The sequence below is a fragment of the Sphingobium sp. GW821-FHT02B05 genome, from assembly GCF_059421905.1.
In genome coordinates this window covers 333,500-350,970 of the sequence record NZ_JBWKVW010000002.1, presented here as the reverse complement: position 1 = coordinate 350,970, position 17,471 = coordinate 333,500, and the positions used below count along the sequence as shown (strand labels likewise).

Here is a 17,471-nt window from a genome sequence, read left to right as displayed (position 1 = left end):
GCGGAAGGCAAAAGGCTCTTTAGCGCATGATGCGCTTCATCATGCGCTAAGTCTCACGCGGTTCTGGCGACATGCTGAGCGGCGCGAACAGCGGATTGGTGCGGACGCCCGTGAGTGCTGCGGCCAGGTCGGCCTGGCGGAATGGCTTGCCAAGGCGCGGCAGGCCCGCCGCCAGGCCCACGGCATCGGAATAGCCCGATACGATCAGCACCGGCAGCGTAGGGTTGATGAGCGCCACTTCCTGCGCCAGTTCCACGCCGGTCATGTTCGGCATGATATGGTCGGTGACGATGATGTCGATATGGCCTGCCAGCCGCAATTGATCGATTGCCTCCGTGCCCGATCGTGCTTCCAACACCTTGAAGCCCAGATCCACCAGCATGTCTGCCGTGCTGGCCCGCACCACATCCTCGTCATCCACCAACAAAGCGGTGCCGCTGAAAGCGCCTTGCGCGGCTATGCTATCGGGTGAGGCGACGGCGTGTCTTTCGCTTACGGGCAGCCAGAGCGACACCGACGTTCCATGTCCCGGCTCGCTCTCGATCTTGAGCGCTCCACCCAATTGCATCGCCAGCCCGTGCGCCATCGAGAGGCCCAGCCCTGTGCCACGACCCACGCCCTTGGTCGAGAAAAAGGGTTCTATCGCGCGGCGCCGCGTATCGGCGTCCATGCCCGTCCCGGTGTCCGAAACTTTCACGACGACATAATGGCCTGGCTTGACGCCATCGACCTGCTTTTTCTTCTGCTCGGCAAGCTGTGCGGACATCACGAACTCGCCGCCGATCGGCATCGCATCGCGGGCGTTCACGGCCAGATTGAGCAGTGCCATTTCCACCTGATGCGCATCTGCGAGCGCCGATGGCAGGTCCGCAGCCAGGTCGAGCCGCACCCGAACCTGTGGTCCCAACGTCGTGCCGATCAATTCCGCCATGCCCGATATCAGCGCTGCCAGATTGACGGGCTCCGGCTTCAACGGCTGTCGCCGGGCAAAGGCCAACAGCCTTTGTACCAAGGTACGCGCCCGGTCGGCTGAATCCAGTGCCCCGCTGATAAGCCGCTGTTCCCGTTCGCCACCGACCTGCCGTCGGTGGAGTAGATCCAGGCTGCCGATGATCGGCGTCAGAAGATTGTTGAAGTCATGTGCGACGCCGCCGGTCAACTGACCCATCGCTTCCAGCTTCTGCGACTGGCGTAGCGCATCCTGCGTTCGTACCAGTTCGCGCGTCCGCTCCTCGACCAGATGTTCCAGCGTCGCAGCCGACGTGCGCAGCGCATCCTCCATCCGCCGGCGATCGGTCATATCGATGGAAATGCCGGCCAGGCCCGTGGTCGCGCCGTCCGCCAGCCGCGCCGGTTGCGCCTGCACCGCGATCCAGCGGACTTCGCCTTCCGGCGTTAATATCCGATACTCGATGTCATAATCGCAACCGCTGTTCAGGCTCTCGCGGATCGCGGCATTCACCCGCTCGCGATCGTCGGGATGGATCGCTGCCTGCAAATCGGCATAGCTGAACGGCTGCGCCGGATCGCGGCCGAAATTGCGACGACATAATGCCGAAGCGTCCAGCACGCCGGTCGCCATGTCATATGTCCATGCGCCCATTCGTCCTGCCGTCAGGATCAACGACCGTTGCCGACCGCTTTCTTCCATTTCGTGGATCAGCCGGGCATTTTCGATCGCGATGGCGGACAGGCGGGCCAACCCTTCCAGCCGGTCGATCGTCGCCTGGTCATGTACGCCGGCTTTGGACCAATAGGCGCCCAGTGCCGCGACGGGGGCCGGGCGTCCGATCGGCGCCATCATCAGGCTGCGGACGAAGGTCGGGCGATAGGCATCCTGCGGCACGCGATCGTCAAGAGCGATGTCGGAAATAACGACTGTCTGGCCATGGCGCATCGCCCATCCCGACACGCAGCTCTCGGCAGGAAAGCGAGAGCCGGCCCAAAGCGGCCCGATCGCATCCTCGGCGACATAATGGCACAGGTCGCCGTCCTTCAGGACGACGGCGATCCCTTCCGCCCCGATTGCGGACCGGGCGGTCTGGCGCAGCACTTCCACGACTTCGGTCATGGATCTGGCGGCGGCCAACCGCTCGCTCGCCTCGATCAGAAAGGATTGCGCGCTGGATACATCCCGGTTCGACGATGACGATCCGTCTGGCATATGCACTCCCATTCACCCGCTTCTACCGACATTTGCCGGAAAAGGCGATCCGCAAAGCTGTATAACGCCATGGAGATAATGGAATTTAAACGCCCCACCGTTTCGACGGCCAAGGCGGGACAAAACGCATTGATGCAGATCAGGATTGTGTCAGCCGGGTAGGACAGTCCTTGCACTGGGAGCGAAACAACCGCTAGGCGGGGCCGCGACACCTGTATAGGCGAGGGGCCATGGCAACGATCAAAACCGCTTTCGGCTCTCTCACCCTTACGCGCGGCTCTTTCTGGTCCGCACTGGGCCTCTTGCTGGGCATCGGCTTTTTCGCGATCAGCGGGACGATCGCCTATCGCAATGTCCAGACCCTGCGAGAAAGCGACCTGGCGGTCCGCCATACCCATAGCGTTCTGATCGCGCTCGACGAGCTGCTCTCGACCGCGCAGGATGCAGAAACCGGGCAGCGCGGTTATCTGCTTACCGGCACGCAGGCCTATCTGGAGCCCTATAATAGCGCCGTTGCGGATCTGACCGCACGAATGGACAATGTCGCGACGCTGACGCAGGACAATCCCGCGCAGCAGGCCAATGTCACCGTGTTGAAGCGTCATGTGGACGCGAAACTGGCCGAACTGCGCGAAACCGTCGATCTGCGCCGAAACAGGGGCATCGCCGCCGCGCTGGAGATCGTCACGACCGATCGCGGCAAGATCGAGATGGATGCGATCCGGGCGCAACTCAACAATATGGCGCAGGAAGAATTGCGCCTGCGCGCCATCCGTCTGGAGGATATGGCGGCTGCGTCGCAAACCGCGATCACCAGCGGCATCGTCACCAGCCTGATCGGTGCGGGCCTGACACTCGCCCTCTTCATGCTGATGCGTATCGCCAATCGCGCCCGCGTCCGTCAGCAATGGTTGCAGGCGGGGCAATTGGGGCTGTCCGCTGCCATGCGCGGCGAAAAGTCCATCGAGGAGCTTGGGGAGTCTATTCTCACCTTCTTCGCCCGCTATCTCGGCTTTCAGGGTGGCGCTTTGTTCAAGGGCGAGGGCGGGCGGTTTCAGCGTGCCGCGACGCTCGGTATTCCCGCCGACGCTGTCGTGCCCGACGGTTTTCTGGTCAAGGAAGGGCTGCTTGGTCAGGTCGCGGCGGACGGCCAGCCGCTTGTCCTTCAGGATATTCCCGATGGTTATCTGACGATCGGATCGGCGCTGGGCCGCGACCGTCCGCGTCATCTCGTCATCGTGCCCGCGAAGGCGGACGAGGTCGTGAACGCCGTCATGGAATTGGGCTTTTTCCAGCCCGTCGATAGCGCCACGATGATGTTGCTGGAACAGGCGGCGCCCGCGATCGGCATTGCGCTGCGCTCTGCGCGTTTCCGCGCCAGGCTTCAGGACGCGCTGGAGGAAACGCAGCGCCAGTCCGGCGAATTGCAGGCGCAGAGCGAAGAATTGCGCGTATCCAACGAGGAATTGGAGGAGCAGGGGCGCGCGCTCAAGGAATCGCAGGTCCGCCTGGAGCAGCAGCAGGTCGAACTGGAACAGACCAACAGCCAGCTGGAGGAACAGGCCCAGACCCTGGAAAGCCAGCGCGACGAACTGGAACGCGGCGCCGCCAACCTCACCGTCAAGGCGCGCGAGTTGGAACAGGCCAGCCAGTATAAGTCCGATTTCCTTGCCAACATGTCGCATGAACTGCGCACGCCGCTCAATTCGCTCCTGATCCTGTCCAAGCTGCTGGGCGACAACCCCGAAGGCAATATGAGCGCCGAGCAGGTCAAGTTTGCGCGAACGATCGAATCATCGGGCAATGATCTGCTCACGCTCATCAACGACATTCTCGACCTGTCGAAGATCGAGGCGGGGCATATCCAGGTCCAGCCCGAAACCGTGCCGCTCCAGCGGCTGGCGGGCGATATTCGCCAGATGTTCCAGCCGATCGCCGAAAGTCGATCGCTGGCGTTCGAGATCGATATCGCTTCCGATTGCCCCCGCGCGATCGAAACGGACCGGATGCGGATCGAGCAGATCCTCAAGAACCTCCTGTCCAATGCCTTCAAATTCACCGAGCAGGGCAAGGTCAGCCTGACCCTGTCTCCCGACGAAGGTGGCCGACTGTCGCTGGCCGTGCGGGACACCGGTATCGGCATGTCGCCTGAACAGCAGGGGCATATTTTCGAGGCTTTCCATCAGGCCGATGGAACCATCAGTCGCCGCTATGGCGGCACCGGCCTTGGCCTTTCCATCTCGCGCCAGCTGGCCCGCCTGCTGGGCGGCGCCATCACGCTGGAAAGCGAACCGGGCAAGGGCAGCCTCTTCACCCTGACCGTGCCGCTGGCCTATGATCCCTCGACCGTGGCGCCGCGCGCAGCTCCGGTACCGGCCCGTGCCGAAGCCACACAGCCCGCCCCCACGGTAAATCCTGCACCCGTCCGCAGTGCTTCTGCGCCCGAGTGGGCCCTGGAGGATGACCGCGCCGCCCTTGCCGAAGGACGCCGCCTGCTGCTCGTGATCGAGGATGACGAGGTATTTGCCTCGATCGTGCGCGACCTGTCACACGACATGGGGTTCCAGTGCATCATCGCCGGCACGGCGGAGGAAGCCGTCCGTCTCGCCCGCGACTATATGCCCAGCGCCGTCGTGCTTGACCTTGGCCTGCCCGACCAGTCGGGCCTGACCGTGCTGGATCGCCTGAAACATGACGACGCGACCCGTCACATCCCGATCCATGTCGTCTCCGCCTCCGATCATAGCCAGGCGGCGCTATCGCTGGGCGCGGTCGGTTATCTGGTCAAGCCGGTGAAGCGCGAGCAATTGGCCGAGGTACTGGAAGGATTGCAGGCGAAGCTGGCGACCCGCGTTCGCCGTGTCCTCATTGTTGAGGATGACCCGGTCCAGCGCGACGCTGTCTCCCGCTTGTTGCTGACCGACGACGTCGAAACGGTCGGCGTCGGCAGCGCGGCCGAATGTCTGGAGCAGCTGCGCCGCCAGACCTTCGACTGCATGGTTCTGGACCTGACGCTGCCCGACACGTCCGGATTCAAGCTGCTGGAGACGCTGAGCGAGGAGGGCGATCATGGCTTCCCGCCGGTGATCGTCTACACTGGGCACGACCTCTCGCCGGATGACGAACAGCGCCTGCGTCGCTATTCCAGCTCCATCATCATCAAGGGCGCCAAGTCGCCAGAGCGCCTGCTGGATGAAGTGTCCCTCTTCCTGCATCAGGTCGTGTCGGAACTGCCGCCAGAGCAGCGCAAGATGATCCAGAAGGCGCGCAACCGCGATGCAGCGCTGGAGGGCCGCCGCATCCTCATCGTGGAAGATGACGTGCGCAACGTCTATTCGCTGACCAGCGTATTGGAGCCGCGCGGCGCTTCGGTACAGATCGCCCGCAACGGGCAAGAGGCTCTGGATGCGCTCGTCGCCGCGTCGGACGATCCGGCCAAGACCATCGACCTCGTCCTCATGGACGTGATGATGCCGGTGATGGATGGTCTCACCGCCGCGCGCGCGATCCGTGCCGACGCGCGGCTGGCAGGCTTGCCTATCCTGATGCTGACGGCCAAGGCGATGCCCGACGATCAGCAACGCTGTCTGGAGGCGGGCGCCAACGACTATATGGCAAAGCCCATCGACGTCGATAAACTGCTTTCGCTGGTGCGCGTATGGATGCCGCGCTAGTGCTGGATAATGTAGAGGATATCGAAATCCAGCTGTTGCTGGAGGCGCTCTATCAGCGCTATCATTATGACTTCCGTCATTATGCGCGTGCCTCGATCAAGCGGCGCCTGCTCCAGGCGCGCAGCCAGTTGGGGTTCGCCAGCTTCTCCGCGATGCAGGATCATGTGCTGCACGATCCCGCTACGCTCCCGCGCCTGCTCAACTATCTGACCGTACAGGTCAGCGAGATGTTTCGCGACCCCTCCTATTTCCGCGCATTGCGGGAAAAGGTGATCCCGCATCTGCGCACCTATCCATCGCTCAAGGTCTGGGTTGCCGGATGCAGCCATGGCGAGGAATTATATTCACTCTCCATCCTGTTCCGCGAAGAAGGGCTGGACCAGCGCACGCTGTTCTACGCGACGGATATCAATCCCGATGCGCTCAGGGCGGCAGAGGCCGGCATCTACCCGCTCGACCAGATCCGCAAATTCACCGAGAATCATCAAAAATCGGGCGCGCGCTCGTCGCTGTCCGATTATTATACCGCCGATTATGGCCGTGCGGTCTTCGACAAGAGTCTGCGTTCGCAAGTCGTCTTTTCCGACCATAGTCTGGTGACAGACGCCGTCTTTGCCGAAATGCACCTGATTTCCTGCCGCAACGTCCTCATCTATTTCGACCGCGCGTTGCAGGACCGGGCGCTTGGTCTCTTTCGCGACTCTCTCGCGCGCAAGGGCTTCCTTGGCCTCGGTTCGAAGGAAAGCCTGCGTTTTTCCGCCCATGCCCCCGCCTTTGCCGATTTCGTGCGTGAAGAGAAAATCTATCAGAGGCAGGACGCATGAGTGCGGCGCCCATCGAAGCCATCGCCATCGGCGCATCGGCAGGCGCGGTGCAAGCGCTGCTGCGCATCCTGCCCGCACTGCCGGTCGACTTTCCGGTCCCGCTGTTCATCGTCGTCCATGTGCCGCCCGATCGCAGCAATGCGCTGGTGTCCCTGTTCGCGGCGAAATGCCGCGTCGCCGTGCGGGAAGCGGAGGATAAGGAGCCGATCCGGCCCGGCACCGTCTATTTCGCCCCATCCGACTATCATCTGCTCGTGGAGGCGGACCGGACATTGTCGCTGTCGATGGACGAACCGGTCAATCACAGCCGCCCCGCCATAGACGTGCTGCTGGAAAGCGCAGCCGACGCCTACGGCCCGGCGCTGGCCGGCATCGTCCTGACCGGTGCCAATCATGACGGCGCGGCGGGGCTGAAAGCGGTTTGCGCCGGCGGCGGGACAGCCATTGTACAGGATTTCGCCGATGCGCAGGTGGCCACCATGCCGGAGGCGGCACATGCGGCCTGTCCATCCGCGCGCGTGATGACCCTGGACGATCTTATCCCTTATCTTCTGGCACTGGCGACGACATGACGAGCGAAACGCATCCCATCTACTGCCTGCTGGTCGACGATCTGGCGGAAAATCTGCTCGCGCTGGAAGCACTGCTTCAGCGCGACGGCCTGATCTGTCTCAAGGCCCGATCGGGCGAGGAGGCGCTGGAACTGCTGCTGGTCCATGATGTCGCGCTGGCCCTGCTCGACGTCCAGATGCCCGGCATGGATGGGTTTGAACTGGCCGAATATATGCGCGGCAACGAACGTGCCCGCCATGTTCCGATCATCTTCGTCACCGCCGGCACCACCGATCTGCAACGCCGCTTTCGCGGCTATGAGGCTGGGGCGGTGGACTTTATCCAGAAGCCGATCGAGGCGGACATCCTTCGGTCCAAGGCTGCCGTCTTCTTCGACCTGCACGATCAGCGGCGTCAGATCGTCGCGCAGCGCGACGAACTGGCCAAGCTCGCCGCCGCCTTGCAGACAGCCGACCGGCGCAAGAATGAATTTCTCGCAATCCTTGGCCATGAACTGCGCAATCCGATCGCTGCGCTGGCCGCCGGCCTCCATTTGCTGGAGCGGCGCGAGGGCACGGACGCCGTGCGCGAGATACGCGGCCGCATGGATCGCCATGTCCAGCATCTGTCCCGCCTGATCGAGGATATTCTGGACATCGCCCGCATCGACCAAGGCAAGATTTCCCTGAAGACGCAGCGCATTTCGCTCCAGGACGCGCTTGGCTTCGCGGTGGAGGCTTGCCAGCCGGCGATCGAGGCAGCGCAGCATCGACTCGTTCTCGACATTACCGACATACCGGTCTGGCTGGACGCCGATTATGCCCGCATCGTTCAGATCGCTTCGAACCTTCTCAACAATGCGGCCAAATATACGCCGGCGGGCGGTGAGGTCCGGTTGACCGCGAGACTCGTCGATGGGTGGGTGGAAATAGAGGTGGCAGACACCGGCATCGGCATTCCCGCCGACATGCAGGCCCGCATCTTTGACCTGTTCGCCCAGGTGAAGAAACCCAATGGCGATCCGCAGGAGGGACTGGGCATCGGCCTTGCGCTGGTGCGGCAACTGGTGGCGCTGCACGGCGGCGCTCTCTCGCTCAAGCAAAGTGTGCCGGGCGAGGGCAGCATCTTCCAGGTGCGGCTGCCTACAATGGAGGCGCTCGTCGTCTGAACCTTTTAGGCAACAGTCTGCCGCCTCCATTACACACGAATATGCTAATGACTTGCAACAGCCCAACCTCTCCTCTAACGGACCGGCGCATCCGTTAAAGGGGGGGAATATGAAAAGTCGCGCCGCCATCCTGCTCAACTCGACGACGCTGTCCATCGCCGGCGTGGCTGCTATTACGCCGGTCGCCCATGCCGCCGACGCGGACGATATCGTCGTCACGGCGGCCCGTTCGGTCCTGCCGGCCAACGCACTGCCGCTCACGATTGACGTCATCGATCAGGAAACGCTCAATCAGCAGGTGGCGATCGGCGGATCGATCGTCGATGCTGTCTCTACGCTGACCCCGTCCTTCTCGCCCACCCGCCAGAAACTGTCGGGCGCGGGCGAAACGCTGCGCGGCCGCTCACCGCTCTACGCCATCAACGGCATTCCGCAGACTGCACCGCTGCGCGACGGCGCACGCGACGGCTTCACTATCGACCCCTTCTTCGTCGATCGGGTCGAACTGATCTACGGTTCCAACGCCTTGCAGGGCATTGGCGGGACCGGCGGCATCGTCAATCAGGTGACGGCCGCCCCGCCCAAACGCGACGGCCTGTCTGGCCGTATGCTGGTGCAGGGCAATGCCGACACGGGCTTCCATGGCGACGGCATTGGGGGCAAGGTCGCGGGCCTGCTCGCCTGGCGCGGTGGCCGCTGGGATGCGATGGTCGGCGCGGCCTATGAAAAGCGTGGCACCTTCTATGACGGCCACGGCAATCGCGTCGGCACCGACCTGACCCAGGGCGAAACGCAGGACAGCCGCAGTTGGTCGCTGTTTGGCCGCTTCGGCTATGCTTTGAGCGACACGGCACGCCTAGACCTCACCATGAGCCGCTTCCAGTTGAAGGGGGAGGGCGACTATATCGCGTCTAACGGCAATTATCGCATCGACCTGCCGACGACATCGGTGCGCGGCACGCCGCCCGGCGTACCGGCCACCAGCCGTACCGAAAGCGCGGCGCTGACCCTGACCGACACTAATCTGGCCGGCGGCAATCTGATCGCGCAAATCTTCTTCAACCGCTCGCGTGATACTTATGGCGGCGAAATCGCGCCTATCGCAACTTTCCAGATCGTGCCCGGCGGCACATTGTTCGACCAGTCGCAGAACCGTAGCCGCAAATATGGCGGCAAGCTCAGCTATGAACGCACCATCCCCGGCTTCGAGGCGCTGACCGCCATCGTCGGCGTCGATGCGCTCTACGACCTTACCGAACAAAGGCTGATTGCCACCGGCCGCAGCTGGGTCCCGCCGACAGACTATCGCAGCATCGCGCCGTTCGCGCAGGCGAACCTGGCCCTTTTCGACAAGAAGCTGCGGATCGCGGCGGGCGTCCGTCATGAAGATGTGAAGATCAGCATCGACGATTATACCACGCTCGCCAGCTATGGCGGCTTTGCGGTATCGGGCGGCACCCCACGGTTCAGCGACACGCTGGTCAATGGCGGCGTGATCCTGGAGCCATGGGCCGGCATCCGGGCCTATGCCAGCTATGCCGAAGGCTATACCGTCCCCGACGTTGGCCGCATCGCCCGCGCAGTCGGCACGGCGGGCGTGGATATCGATGATTATGTGAATATCGAACCGATCGTATCCAACAATCGCGAAATCGGCGCGGAAGTGAAGCGTGGTCCGGTCGACGCCAGCGTCGCTTATTTCTGGTCGACCAGCAAGAATGGATCGCTGCTGGTCCAGACCGCGATCGGCGCACCCTTCGAAATCCAGCGCCAGCGCGTGGAAATTCAGGGTCTGGAACTTAATCTCAGCGTCAAGACGCCGCTGCCGGGCCTGACCCTGTCCACCGGTTACGCCCATCTGATCGGCCGCACCGATGGGTCGGACAATGGCGTCGATGTGGTTGATCGCGACCTGGATGGCGCCAATATCTCGCCCGATCGCCTGAACGTCGCGGCCAGCTATGCGCATGGTCCGATTTCGGCGCGCATCCAGACCCAATTCTTCCTTGCCCGCCAGTTCGAACGCGCACCAGGCAATTACAACCCGCTCTACCGGTTCGACGGCTATGACGTGACCGACCTGTCGCTGCGCTACCAGACCGGCTTTGGTGCTTTTACACTGGCGGCGCAGAACATCTTCGACACCTTCTATATCGACTATTACAGCCAGACCGTCCGCCCCAATGACAACGCCCATTATTTCGCGGGGCGCGGGCGCAACTTCACCTTGTCCTGGGACTATCGCTTCTAAGGCCGATATCGGATCGGAAAGCAGGGCGTTTTCCGATCCCATGTCCACAGGCGCTTAAATCGTGGTAGAGGGCGCCATGCTCACCCTGCGCCAGATCGAGATTTTCCGCGCCATCATGATCGCCAAGACGGTCAGCGCCGCCGCGCAGATGCTCGGCACGTCGCAGCCCGGCCTCAGCCGCATGCTGGGTCATATGGAGGACAAGCTGCGCTTCCGCCTGTTCGACCGCACCCGCGGCCGTCTGGTCCCCACCCATGAGGCGCGCGTCCTGTTCGACGAGATCGAGCATGTCTATAAGGGGTTCGAAGACCTCAACCATGTCATCAAGCGACTGGCCAAGGGGGAGGACCGGACCTTCCGTGTCGGTGCCTCGCCCTCGCTCGGCCATTCGGTCGTGCCGCAGATGCTCGCGCGCCTCACCGCAAACTATCCCGGCCTCACCATCCAGTTCGACATTCTCTCGGTCGAACAGGCGGCCGATTATCTGGCGCTCCAGCGCGGCGACTATGCGCTGACCGCCTTTCCGCTGGATCATCCCAACATCCTGTCCAGCCGTATCGGCGCCGGGCGCATGGTCTGCGCCGTCCCCTCCAGCCATCCGCTCGCCGACCGGGAGCGGATCAGCGTGGCGGATATCGCCGGCGAACAACTGCAATCCTTCCGCCCGGACACGCCGCATGGCCGCATCATCGCCGACATGTTCGCACGGGCGGGGCAGGAACTGGAGGTCGCGACCTATATCCGCTTTGCCGAAACCGCCGTGGCCTTCGTCGCCAACGGCATGGGCGTGGCGCTGGTCGACAGTTTCACCGCGATGCAGGCCCATGCCGAAACCGTACGCTTCCTGGAGTTTGAGGAGCCGGGCGTGCTGCCGGTCTATATGAACCGCAATCTGGAATCGCCCCGCGCCATCATCGGCGAGACGTTCGAGGAAATCGCGCGTTCGGTCCTGCTGGCACTGCCACGGCCCAAACTCCCATAAGCAAGCCATAACATAAAGGCATGACAAAGCGCATTTGGCATGATGGAAAGCAAGGATCGTTCGCAACATAGCGGTCGGACCCGCAGAATAGAACCACATAGGGCACCGGGTTGGTTGATGCGAAGGGGCCGATGGCTCCCGAGAGGATGAAAGGCGTTTTCCGAGATGGCCAGTTATTCCGCCAGCGGCACCGTGTCCGTGCGGCCCTACGTAACCGTGGACAATGCTCCAGCCCAGTCGTCCGACGGCAACTGGACCACGCGCCAGATTCTGGTCGTCGCCACCTGCTTCATCCTCAACATGCTCGACGGCATGGATGTGCTGATCCTATCCTACATCGCGCCCGCACTGTCTTCCGACTGGCAGGTCAGCCCCGAAAGCCTGGGCGTCGTGTTCAGCGCGGGGCTGGCCGGCATGGCCGCCGGTGGCTTGCTCATCGCGCCGCTGGCCGACCGCTTCGGTCGGCGCAAGCTGATCCTGGCTTCGCTCATCATGATGGCCGCGGCGATGTTTGCGTCGGGCATCGCCGCCTCCATCCCCGAACTGATTGCCAGCCGATTCGTCGTGGGCATCGGCATCGGCACCGTGCTCGCCAGTATGGCCGCGCTCACCGCCGAATATGCGCCTGAAAAGCATCGCACCTTCGCGGTCGGCTTCCTTCAGGCCGGCTATCCCGTGGGCGCGACCATCACCGGGTTCGTCGTAGCCAGCCATGTCACCACCCATGGCTGGCAGGCGATGCTGCTCGGCGCCGCTTTCCTGTGCGCCGCCGCCATTCCGCTGGTCTGGCTGTTGCTGCCCGAATCCATCGCCTTCCTGCTCAGCCGCCAACCCAAGGGCGCTCTGGTGAAAGCCAACAAGCTGCTCGCCTCGATCGGTCAGCCCCAATTGGACGCACTGCCGCCGCTTGCACAGCGCGAAGCCCGTAACGCCGGCGTGCGCGGCCTGCTGAGCGAAGGGCGTGCACCCAGCACCGTCCTGCTCTGGCTGGCCATCACCTTCAGTTTCATGACCCTCTATTTCGTCATCAGCTGGATTCCCAAGCTGGCGGTCGAGGCCGGCCTGCCGGCAAAAGACGCCATCTATGCTGGCGCCATCTACAATATTGGCGCCTTCATCGGCACCTCCTCGATCGGCCTCGTCGCCATGCGCTTCGATTTACGCCGCCTGATCCTGGTCTATATGGCGCTGGCTGCGGCCGCACTTACTTTGTTCGGATCGGTCGCCATGCCGCTTGCCTTGACGCTGGGCACCGCCTTCCTGATCGGCGTCTTCGTGCAAGGCGGCTTCAACGGCTGCTATCCGCTCGCCGCCAGCCTCTATCCACCCGAAGCGCGCGGCACCGGTATCGGCTGGGCCATGGGCGTCGGGCGGATCGGCGCGGTGATCGGCCCGATGCTGGGCGGCTTCCTGCTCGCGGCCAAGGTGTCGCTGCCGATCATCTTCGGCATATTTGCGGTGCCGGTCGTTCTGGCGGGCCTGTGCGCTTCGCTCATCCGCCTGCCCAAGGCCGCCTGACCCTCTCGATCAAGGACAAGTCCCATGTTCCAAGCCCCCGTATCGAATACGGGCCGACCGGTCGCGTCCATTCTCTGCGGCCTGATCGGCAGCGGCATCGCCGGATCGCGCAGCCCGCAAATGCACGAAGGCGAAGCCCGCGCGCTCGGTCTGCCGATGGTCTATCGCATCCTCGACGGCGAAATGATGGACTATGACGCGGCGGACCTGCCACGCCTCATCCCCATGCTGGCGGCGATGGGTTTTGACGGCATCAACGTCACGCATCCCTTCAAGCAGGACGTCATGCCGCTGCTCGACAGCCTGTCGCCTGCGGCCAAGGCGCTGGGCGCGGTCAACACCATCCTGTTCGAGGACGGTCGGACCTATGGCGACAATACGGACTGGTCGGGCTATCGCGCCCATTTCCTCACCGGCCTTGGCCAGCACAAGCGCGCCCATGTCGCGATGATCGGCGCGGGTGGCGCCGCAGCGGCGGTCGGCTATGCCCATCTCGACCTGGGCGCCACGCGCCTCACTTTGTTCGACCCGGCGCAGGACCGGGCGCAGGCGCTGGCCGATCGCCTCGCCGCGCTCTTCCCCGCCGCGCAGGTGACGGTCGCCGCCACGGCGCAGGCCGCCATCGGCGGTGCCGATGGCGTCGTCCAGACCTCACCCATCGGCATGCTCAGCCATCCCGGCCTGCCCTTCGATCCCGATCTGCTGGTGGCCGATCAATGGGTGTCGGACATCATCTATTTCCCGCTTCAGACCGGCTTGCTCACCGCAGCGCAGGCGAAGGGCTGCGCGACGCTGACCGGCGGCGGCATGGCGGTGATGCAGGCAGCCCACGCCTTCGCCCTGTTTACGGGTACCGAACCGGATTCCGCGCGGATGCTCCGCGATTTCGATCGCGCCAGCGCAGGAGCCGCCGCATGATCGCCGACACGCCTCCCGCCATAGTCGTGCCTGCGCCTATCGTGCTGGCCAAAGCCGCGCAGTTGAAGGGGCCGCCGGCCGGACCGCAAACTGCGCCACCGGCCCCAGCCAACAAGCCCGGATGGCGTACGCGGCTAAAGGACAAGGGGGTAGATCTCACTTTCTCCTACGTCTCCGAAAGCGCGGCCAGCATCACTGGCGGGCGCGATGGCGGCGCGGCGTACACACAGCAATTGCTAGCCTCCGCCTCGATCGACACCGGCAAAGCGTTCGGCCTCGACGGCGGCAAGATCATCGCCACGATCATCCACCGCAAGGGGGAGGATCTCACCGCAACCCGCCTTGGCAACCTGTTCGAAGTACAGGAATTGTTCGGCGGCGGCCAGGATCTGCGTCCGGCTGAGCTCAGCTACGAACAGAAATTGAACGGCGGCAGGACCGCGCTGAAATTCGGCCTCTATCATACGGGCGACGATTTCGCGACCTTGCCCAGCGGTTGCCAGTTTCAGAATTTCGCCTTCTGTCCACGCCCGACCACGCTTTTCTATAATAGCGGCTTTTCGGGCTTCCCGATCCCGCGCTGGGGCCTGCGCGTCCGGCAGGAGATCGCGCCCAACCTCAGCGTCACCGTCGCGGGTTTTGAGGTCAACGCCTTCCGCGCCCAGACCGGGGCAGGGTGGAAACTCGCCCCCCGCTTCGACAGCTTCGTCTTGCCCGTAGAACTGGGGCTCAAGACGGGTCAGAAGCCGGGCGGCCTGCCGGGTCTGCTGCGCATCGGCGGGCTGGTCGACACCACCGATCGCGCGGATGTGCGCGACGACATCAACGGCGATTCTTACGTGCTGTCCGGCCTCTCGCCCGCGATGCGGCAGGAGAGGTGGAGCGCCTGGGCCATGGGCGAACAGATGATCGTCCGCTTCGGGCCGGGCGATCGTGGCCTCAGCCTGTTCGGAACGCTGACCCTGTCGGATCGCCACACTGCGCGCGTGCCAACCTTCATCAGCGGCGGTTTCGTCGCGCGCGGTCTGTGGGATAGCCGGCCGAAGGACAATTTCGGCCTCGGGCTGGTCTATGCCCGCGTCAATCCGCGCATCGCCGACCGCCAGCGGGACCAGGTCGCGATGGGGCAGGATGTCGCGGTGCAGACGCACGAGATGAGCGGCGAAATCTTCTATGGCTGGCAGACGACCCGGCAGCTGCTGCTACGCCCCAACCTGCAATATATCCACCGCGTCGGCGCGACCGATCGTTATCCCGACGCGCTGGTGGCGGGGGCGACGATCAAACTCATCCTGTAAGGGCAGGGCGCTGTCCTACAGCAGCCGATATATGCGAATATCGTCTTTCCTTCGCTACGCTCGCCATGATGTGTCCCGATCCTATTATTTCCAACATTTGTTCGTAAATGTCGCAATCGGCGGGAAATGTGCGAAGTTAAGCGCCCATTTCCCTACAAGGTCGCCGCCGGGATCGCGTCCGGCCGGAACCGGTTCTGCGCCGCCAGTCGTACGCCGGCATTGGGCGCGCCATAACCGCCATAGCCCTGTGTGCGCTGGACGAATTCGAAGAAGAACAGCTTGTCGAAGGCTCGGCTATACATCTGCCAATAGCCCGCGCCATCGCCATCCTCGTCATACAGGACGCCATCCTGCGCCATCCGCGCCGCCAGCGCATCGTCCAGGTCGAAACGCGCGGCCAGGTCGGCATGATAATTGCCCGGTATCTCCAGCATCGCCGCGCCGTTGTCGCGCAAGCCCCTGGCCGTGGCGAAAATATCGTCGGTGGTCAGCGCAACATGCTGATAGCCCCCACCAAGGCCATGGTCGAGGAACCGGGAGGACAAGGTTTCCCGCGCATCGGACGCATTGATCGTCACCCGGAACGCGCCGTCCGCCGACTGCAACGCCTGGCTGTGGACCAGCCCCGAAGGATCGATCACATCCTGCGCCGCTCGCGCCTCAAGTCCGAACAGCGAACGCCAGTAAAGCTGCCAGGACAGAAATTCGTCATTATGGACGACGGCGGCCAGATGGTCGATGTGGCGCACATCCGCGCCGATGGCATCCGCATCCATTTCGACAGTGTCGAATTCGCGCGCCCAAAGACCTTCGACTTCATGATCGTCGATCAGGTAGATGAGGCTGCCACCCACCCCGCGCAACGCCGGCATCGCCATCCGCCCCGGCCGGCCTTCGGGACTATAGGCCTTGATCCCCAGCGCGGCGGCGCGGGCCAGCACCGCCGCCTTGTCCTTCACCCGTACCCCGATGGCGCAGATCGATGTTCCCTGCGTTGCGCGATAGGCGCTGGCAAAGCCCTTCGGCTCGGCATTGACGATCAGGTTGACGCCACCTTGCCGCCATCGCGTCACTTTCTTCTGGCGATGCTCGCCGACCAGCGTGAAACCGAGCGAGGCAAAGCTGCTGCCCAGCCGTGCGGCATCGCTGCCATCGGCGGTAAACTCCACGAACTCGCATCCCAGCACTGGCTGCTGCGCGGGCATGGCGGTCGGTTGGTCGATCAGCCGTTGCGCGGCATCGCGGACATAGTCGAGCGAGCGATGCCCGTCTTCCGCCACCAGCCGCGCGGCGTTGGAGCGGAAGCGGTCGTTGAAGATTTCGAGGCTGAGCGGTCCAGCATAGCCGGTACGCAATATCTCCGCCACGAAGCCCGCAACATCCAATCCGCCCTGTCCCGGCAGGTTACGGAAATGGCGGCTCCAGTACAGCAGGTCCATGTCCAGCAACGGGGCGTCGGCCAGTTGCACGAAGGCAATCTTGTCGCCCCGTATCCCCCGGATGCTCTCGCTCGGAATCTGGCGCGAGAGCGAATGATAGCTGTCGAGGATGATGCCGATATGGGGTTGATCGACCGCCTCCACGATGGCCCAGGCGTCGCGATGGTCGTTGACATGCCGGCCCCAGGCCAGCGCCTCATAGCCCACGATAATGCCGCGTTCTTGCGCGATCCCGCCCAGTTCGCGGAAATCGTCCACGATCCGCGCCCGCTCGCCGAGCGCGGCGGGATGGCAGCTGGAACAAAAGAGGACGCGATCGGTGCCCAGTTCTTCCATCAGGTCGAACTTGGCCCGCGCCCGGTCGAAGGCGCGGCGGCGCAGATCGCCCGGCAATCCTTCGAAATCGCGGAAGGGCTGATAGAGCATGCAGGCGAGGCCCAGATCGTCCAGCATCGCCCGCACCTCTTTGGGTGAAAGCGCCGACCCGATCAGGTCATTCTCGAAAATCTCGACCCCGGCGAAACCCGCCGCAGCCGCGGCCTTCAGCTTCTCTTCCAGCGTTCCGCGCAATGATACGGTGGCGATGGCGTTCAGGGATCGGGTGATGGTCATGACGGCTCCTCGACAGGGCAGCCATCATCCTCACCCCGGTCAGCATCGGCAATCGGGCCGAACTGACCGGG

Annotated in this window: 11 protein-coding genes; 9 read left to right on the top strand and 2 right to left on the bottom strand. The window is 63.6% G+C overall.

Annotated features, from left to right (window positions below):
- Positions 1–46: 46 nt before the first annotated feature.
- Positions 47–2,164, bottom strand: a complete 2,118-nt coding sequence (locus AC07UX_RS11310) for an ATP-binding protein (protein WP_495192099.1) — start codon at positions 2,162–2,164, stop codon at positions 47–49.
- A 230-nt stretch (positions 2,165–2,394) separates the two neighbouring features.
- On the opposite strand from AC07UX_RS11310, the gene AC07UX_RS11305 reads away from it, so the two are divergent.
- The 9 genes from AC07UX_RS11305 to AC07UX_RS11265 all read left to right on the top strand — a co-directional run bounded on the left by AC07UX_RS11305 (position 2,395) and on the right by AC07UX_RS11265 (position 15,349).
- Positions 2,395–5,838 carry a response regulator gene (locus AC07UX_RS11305; protein WP_495192098.1) on the top strand — a complete coding sequence of 1,148 codons (3,444 nt, stop codon included), beginning with the start codon at positions 2,395–2,397 and terminating at the stop codon, positions 5,836–5,838.
- On the top strand, positions 5,823–6,662 hold the full coding sequence (locus AC07UX_RS11300) for a CheR family methyltransferase (RefSeq protein ID WP_495192097.1): 840 nt from the start codon (positions 5,823–5,825) through the stop codon (positions 6,660–6,662). The genes AC07UX_RS11305 and AC07UX_RS11300 overlap by 16 nt, the downstream gene beginning before the upstream one ends.
- A complete protein-coding gene (locus tag AC07UX_RS11295) occupies positions 6,659–7,234 on the top strand; it encodes a chemotaxis protein CheB (RefSeq protein WP_495192096.1) in 576 nt (191 codons plus the stop codon). The genes AC07UX_RS11300 and AC07UX_RS11295 overlap by 4 nt, the downstream gene beginning before the upstream one ends.
- The gene (locus tag AC07UX_RS11290) at positions 7,231–8,382 is read left to right on the top strand and encodes a hybrid sensor histidine kinase/response regulator (protein WP_495192095.1); all 1,152 of its coding nucleotides are present in this window, start codon (positions 7,231–7,233) and stop codon (positions 8,380–8,382) included. The genes AC07UX_RS11295 and AC07UX_RS11290 overlap by 4 nt, the downstream gene beginning before the upstream one ends.
- A 109-nt stretch (positions 8,383–8,491) precedes the next feature.
- A complete protein-coding gene (locus AC07UX_RS11285; RefSeq protein WP_495192094.1) occupies positions 8,492–10,633 on the top strand; it encodes a TonB-dependent receptor in 2,142 nt (713 codons plus the stop codon).
- Positions 10,634–10,694: 61 nt separating this feature from the next.
- Positions 10,695–11,615 carry a LysR family transcriptional regulator gene (locus tag AC07UX_RS11280; protein WP_495192093.1) on the top strand — a complete coding sequence of 307 codons (921 nt, stop codon included), beginning with the start codon at positions 10,695–10,697 and terminating at the stop codon, positions 11,613–11,615.
- A 165-nt stretch (positions 11,616–11,780) separates the two neighbouring features.
- Positions 11,781–13,133, top strand: coding sequence for an MFS transporter (locus AC07UX_RS11275; RefSeq protein ID WP_495192092.1), 1,353 nt, complete (start codon positions 11,781–11,783; stop codon positions 13,131–13,133).
- A 24-nt stretch (positions 13,134–13,157) separates the two neighbouring features.
- The gene (locus tag AC07UX_RS11270; protein WP_495192091.1) at positions 13,158–14,051 is read left to right on the top strand and encodes a shikimate dehydrogenase; all 894 of its coding nucleotides are present in this window, start codon (positions 13,158–13,160) and stop codon (positions 14,049–14,051) included.
- On the top strand, positions 14,048–15,349 hold the full coding sequence (locus tag AC07UX_RS11265) for a carbohydrate porin (protein WP_495192090.1): 1,302 nt from the start codon (positions 14,048–14,050) through the stop codon (positions 15,347–15,349). Before AC07UX_RS11270 ends, AC07UX_RS11265 begins: the two co-directional genes overlap by 4 nt.
- Before the next feature lie 152 nt (positions 15,350–15,501).
- Here AC07UX_RS11265 and AC07UX_RS11260 read toward each other — a convergent pair whose 3' ends face one another.
- Positions 15,502–17,400 (bottom strand): bifunctional sugar phosphate isomerase/epimerase/4-hydroxyphenylpyruvate dioxygenase family protein, encoded by a 1,899-nt coding sequence (locus AC07UX_RS11260; RefSeq protein WP_495192089.1) that lies wholly within the window; start codon positions 17,398–17,400, stop codon positions 15,502–15,504.
- Positions 17,401–17,471: the final 71 nt, after the last annotated feature.

Coding starts and splice junctions, on each gene's coding strand:
- AC07UX_RS11285 (WP_495192094.1), top strand. CDS start 8,492: ATGAAAAGTCGCGCCGCCATCCTGCTCAACTCGACGACGCTGTCCATC.
- AC07UX_RS11270 (WP_495192091.1), top strand. CDS start 13,158: ATGTTCCAAGCCCCCGTATCGAATACGGGCCGACCGGTCGCGTCCATT.
- AC07UX_RS11265 (WP_495192090.1), top strand. CDS start 14,048: ATGATCGCCGACACGCCTCCCGCCATAGTCGTGCCTGCGCCTATCGTG.
- AC07UX_RS11260 (WP_495192089.1), bottom strand. CDS start 17,400: ATGACCATCACCCGATCCCTGAACGCCATCGCCACCGTATCATTGCGC.
- AC07UX_RS11275 (WP_495192092.1), top strand. CDS start 11,781: ATGGCCAGTTATTCCGCCAGCGGCACCGTGTCCGTGCGGCCCTACGTA.
- AC07UX_RS11300 (WP_495192097.1), top strand. CDS start 5,823: ATGGATGCCGCGCTAGTGCTGGATAATGTAGAGGATATCGAAATCCAG.
- AC07UX_RS11310 (WP_495192099.1), bottom strand. CDS start 2,164: ATGCCAGACGGATCGTCATCGTCGAACCGGGATGTATCCAGCGCGCAA.
- AC07UX_RS11295 (WP_495192096.1), top strand. CDS start 6,659: ATGAGTGCGGCGCCCATCGAAGCCATCGCCATCGGCGCATCGGCAGGC.
- AC07UX_RS11305 (WP_495192098.1), top strand. CDS start 2,395: ATGGCAACGATCAAAACCGCTTTCGGCTCTCTCACCCTTACGCGCGGC.
- AC07UX_RS11290 (WP_495192095.1), top strand. CDS start 7,231: ATGACGAGCGAAACGCATCCCATCTACTGCCTGCTGGTCGACGATCTG.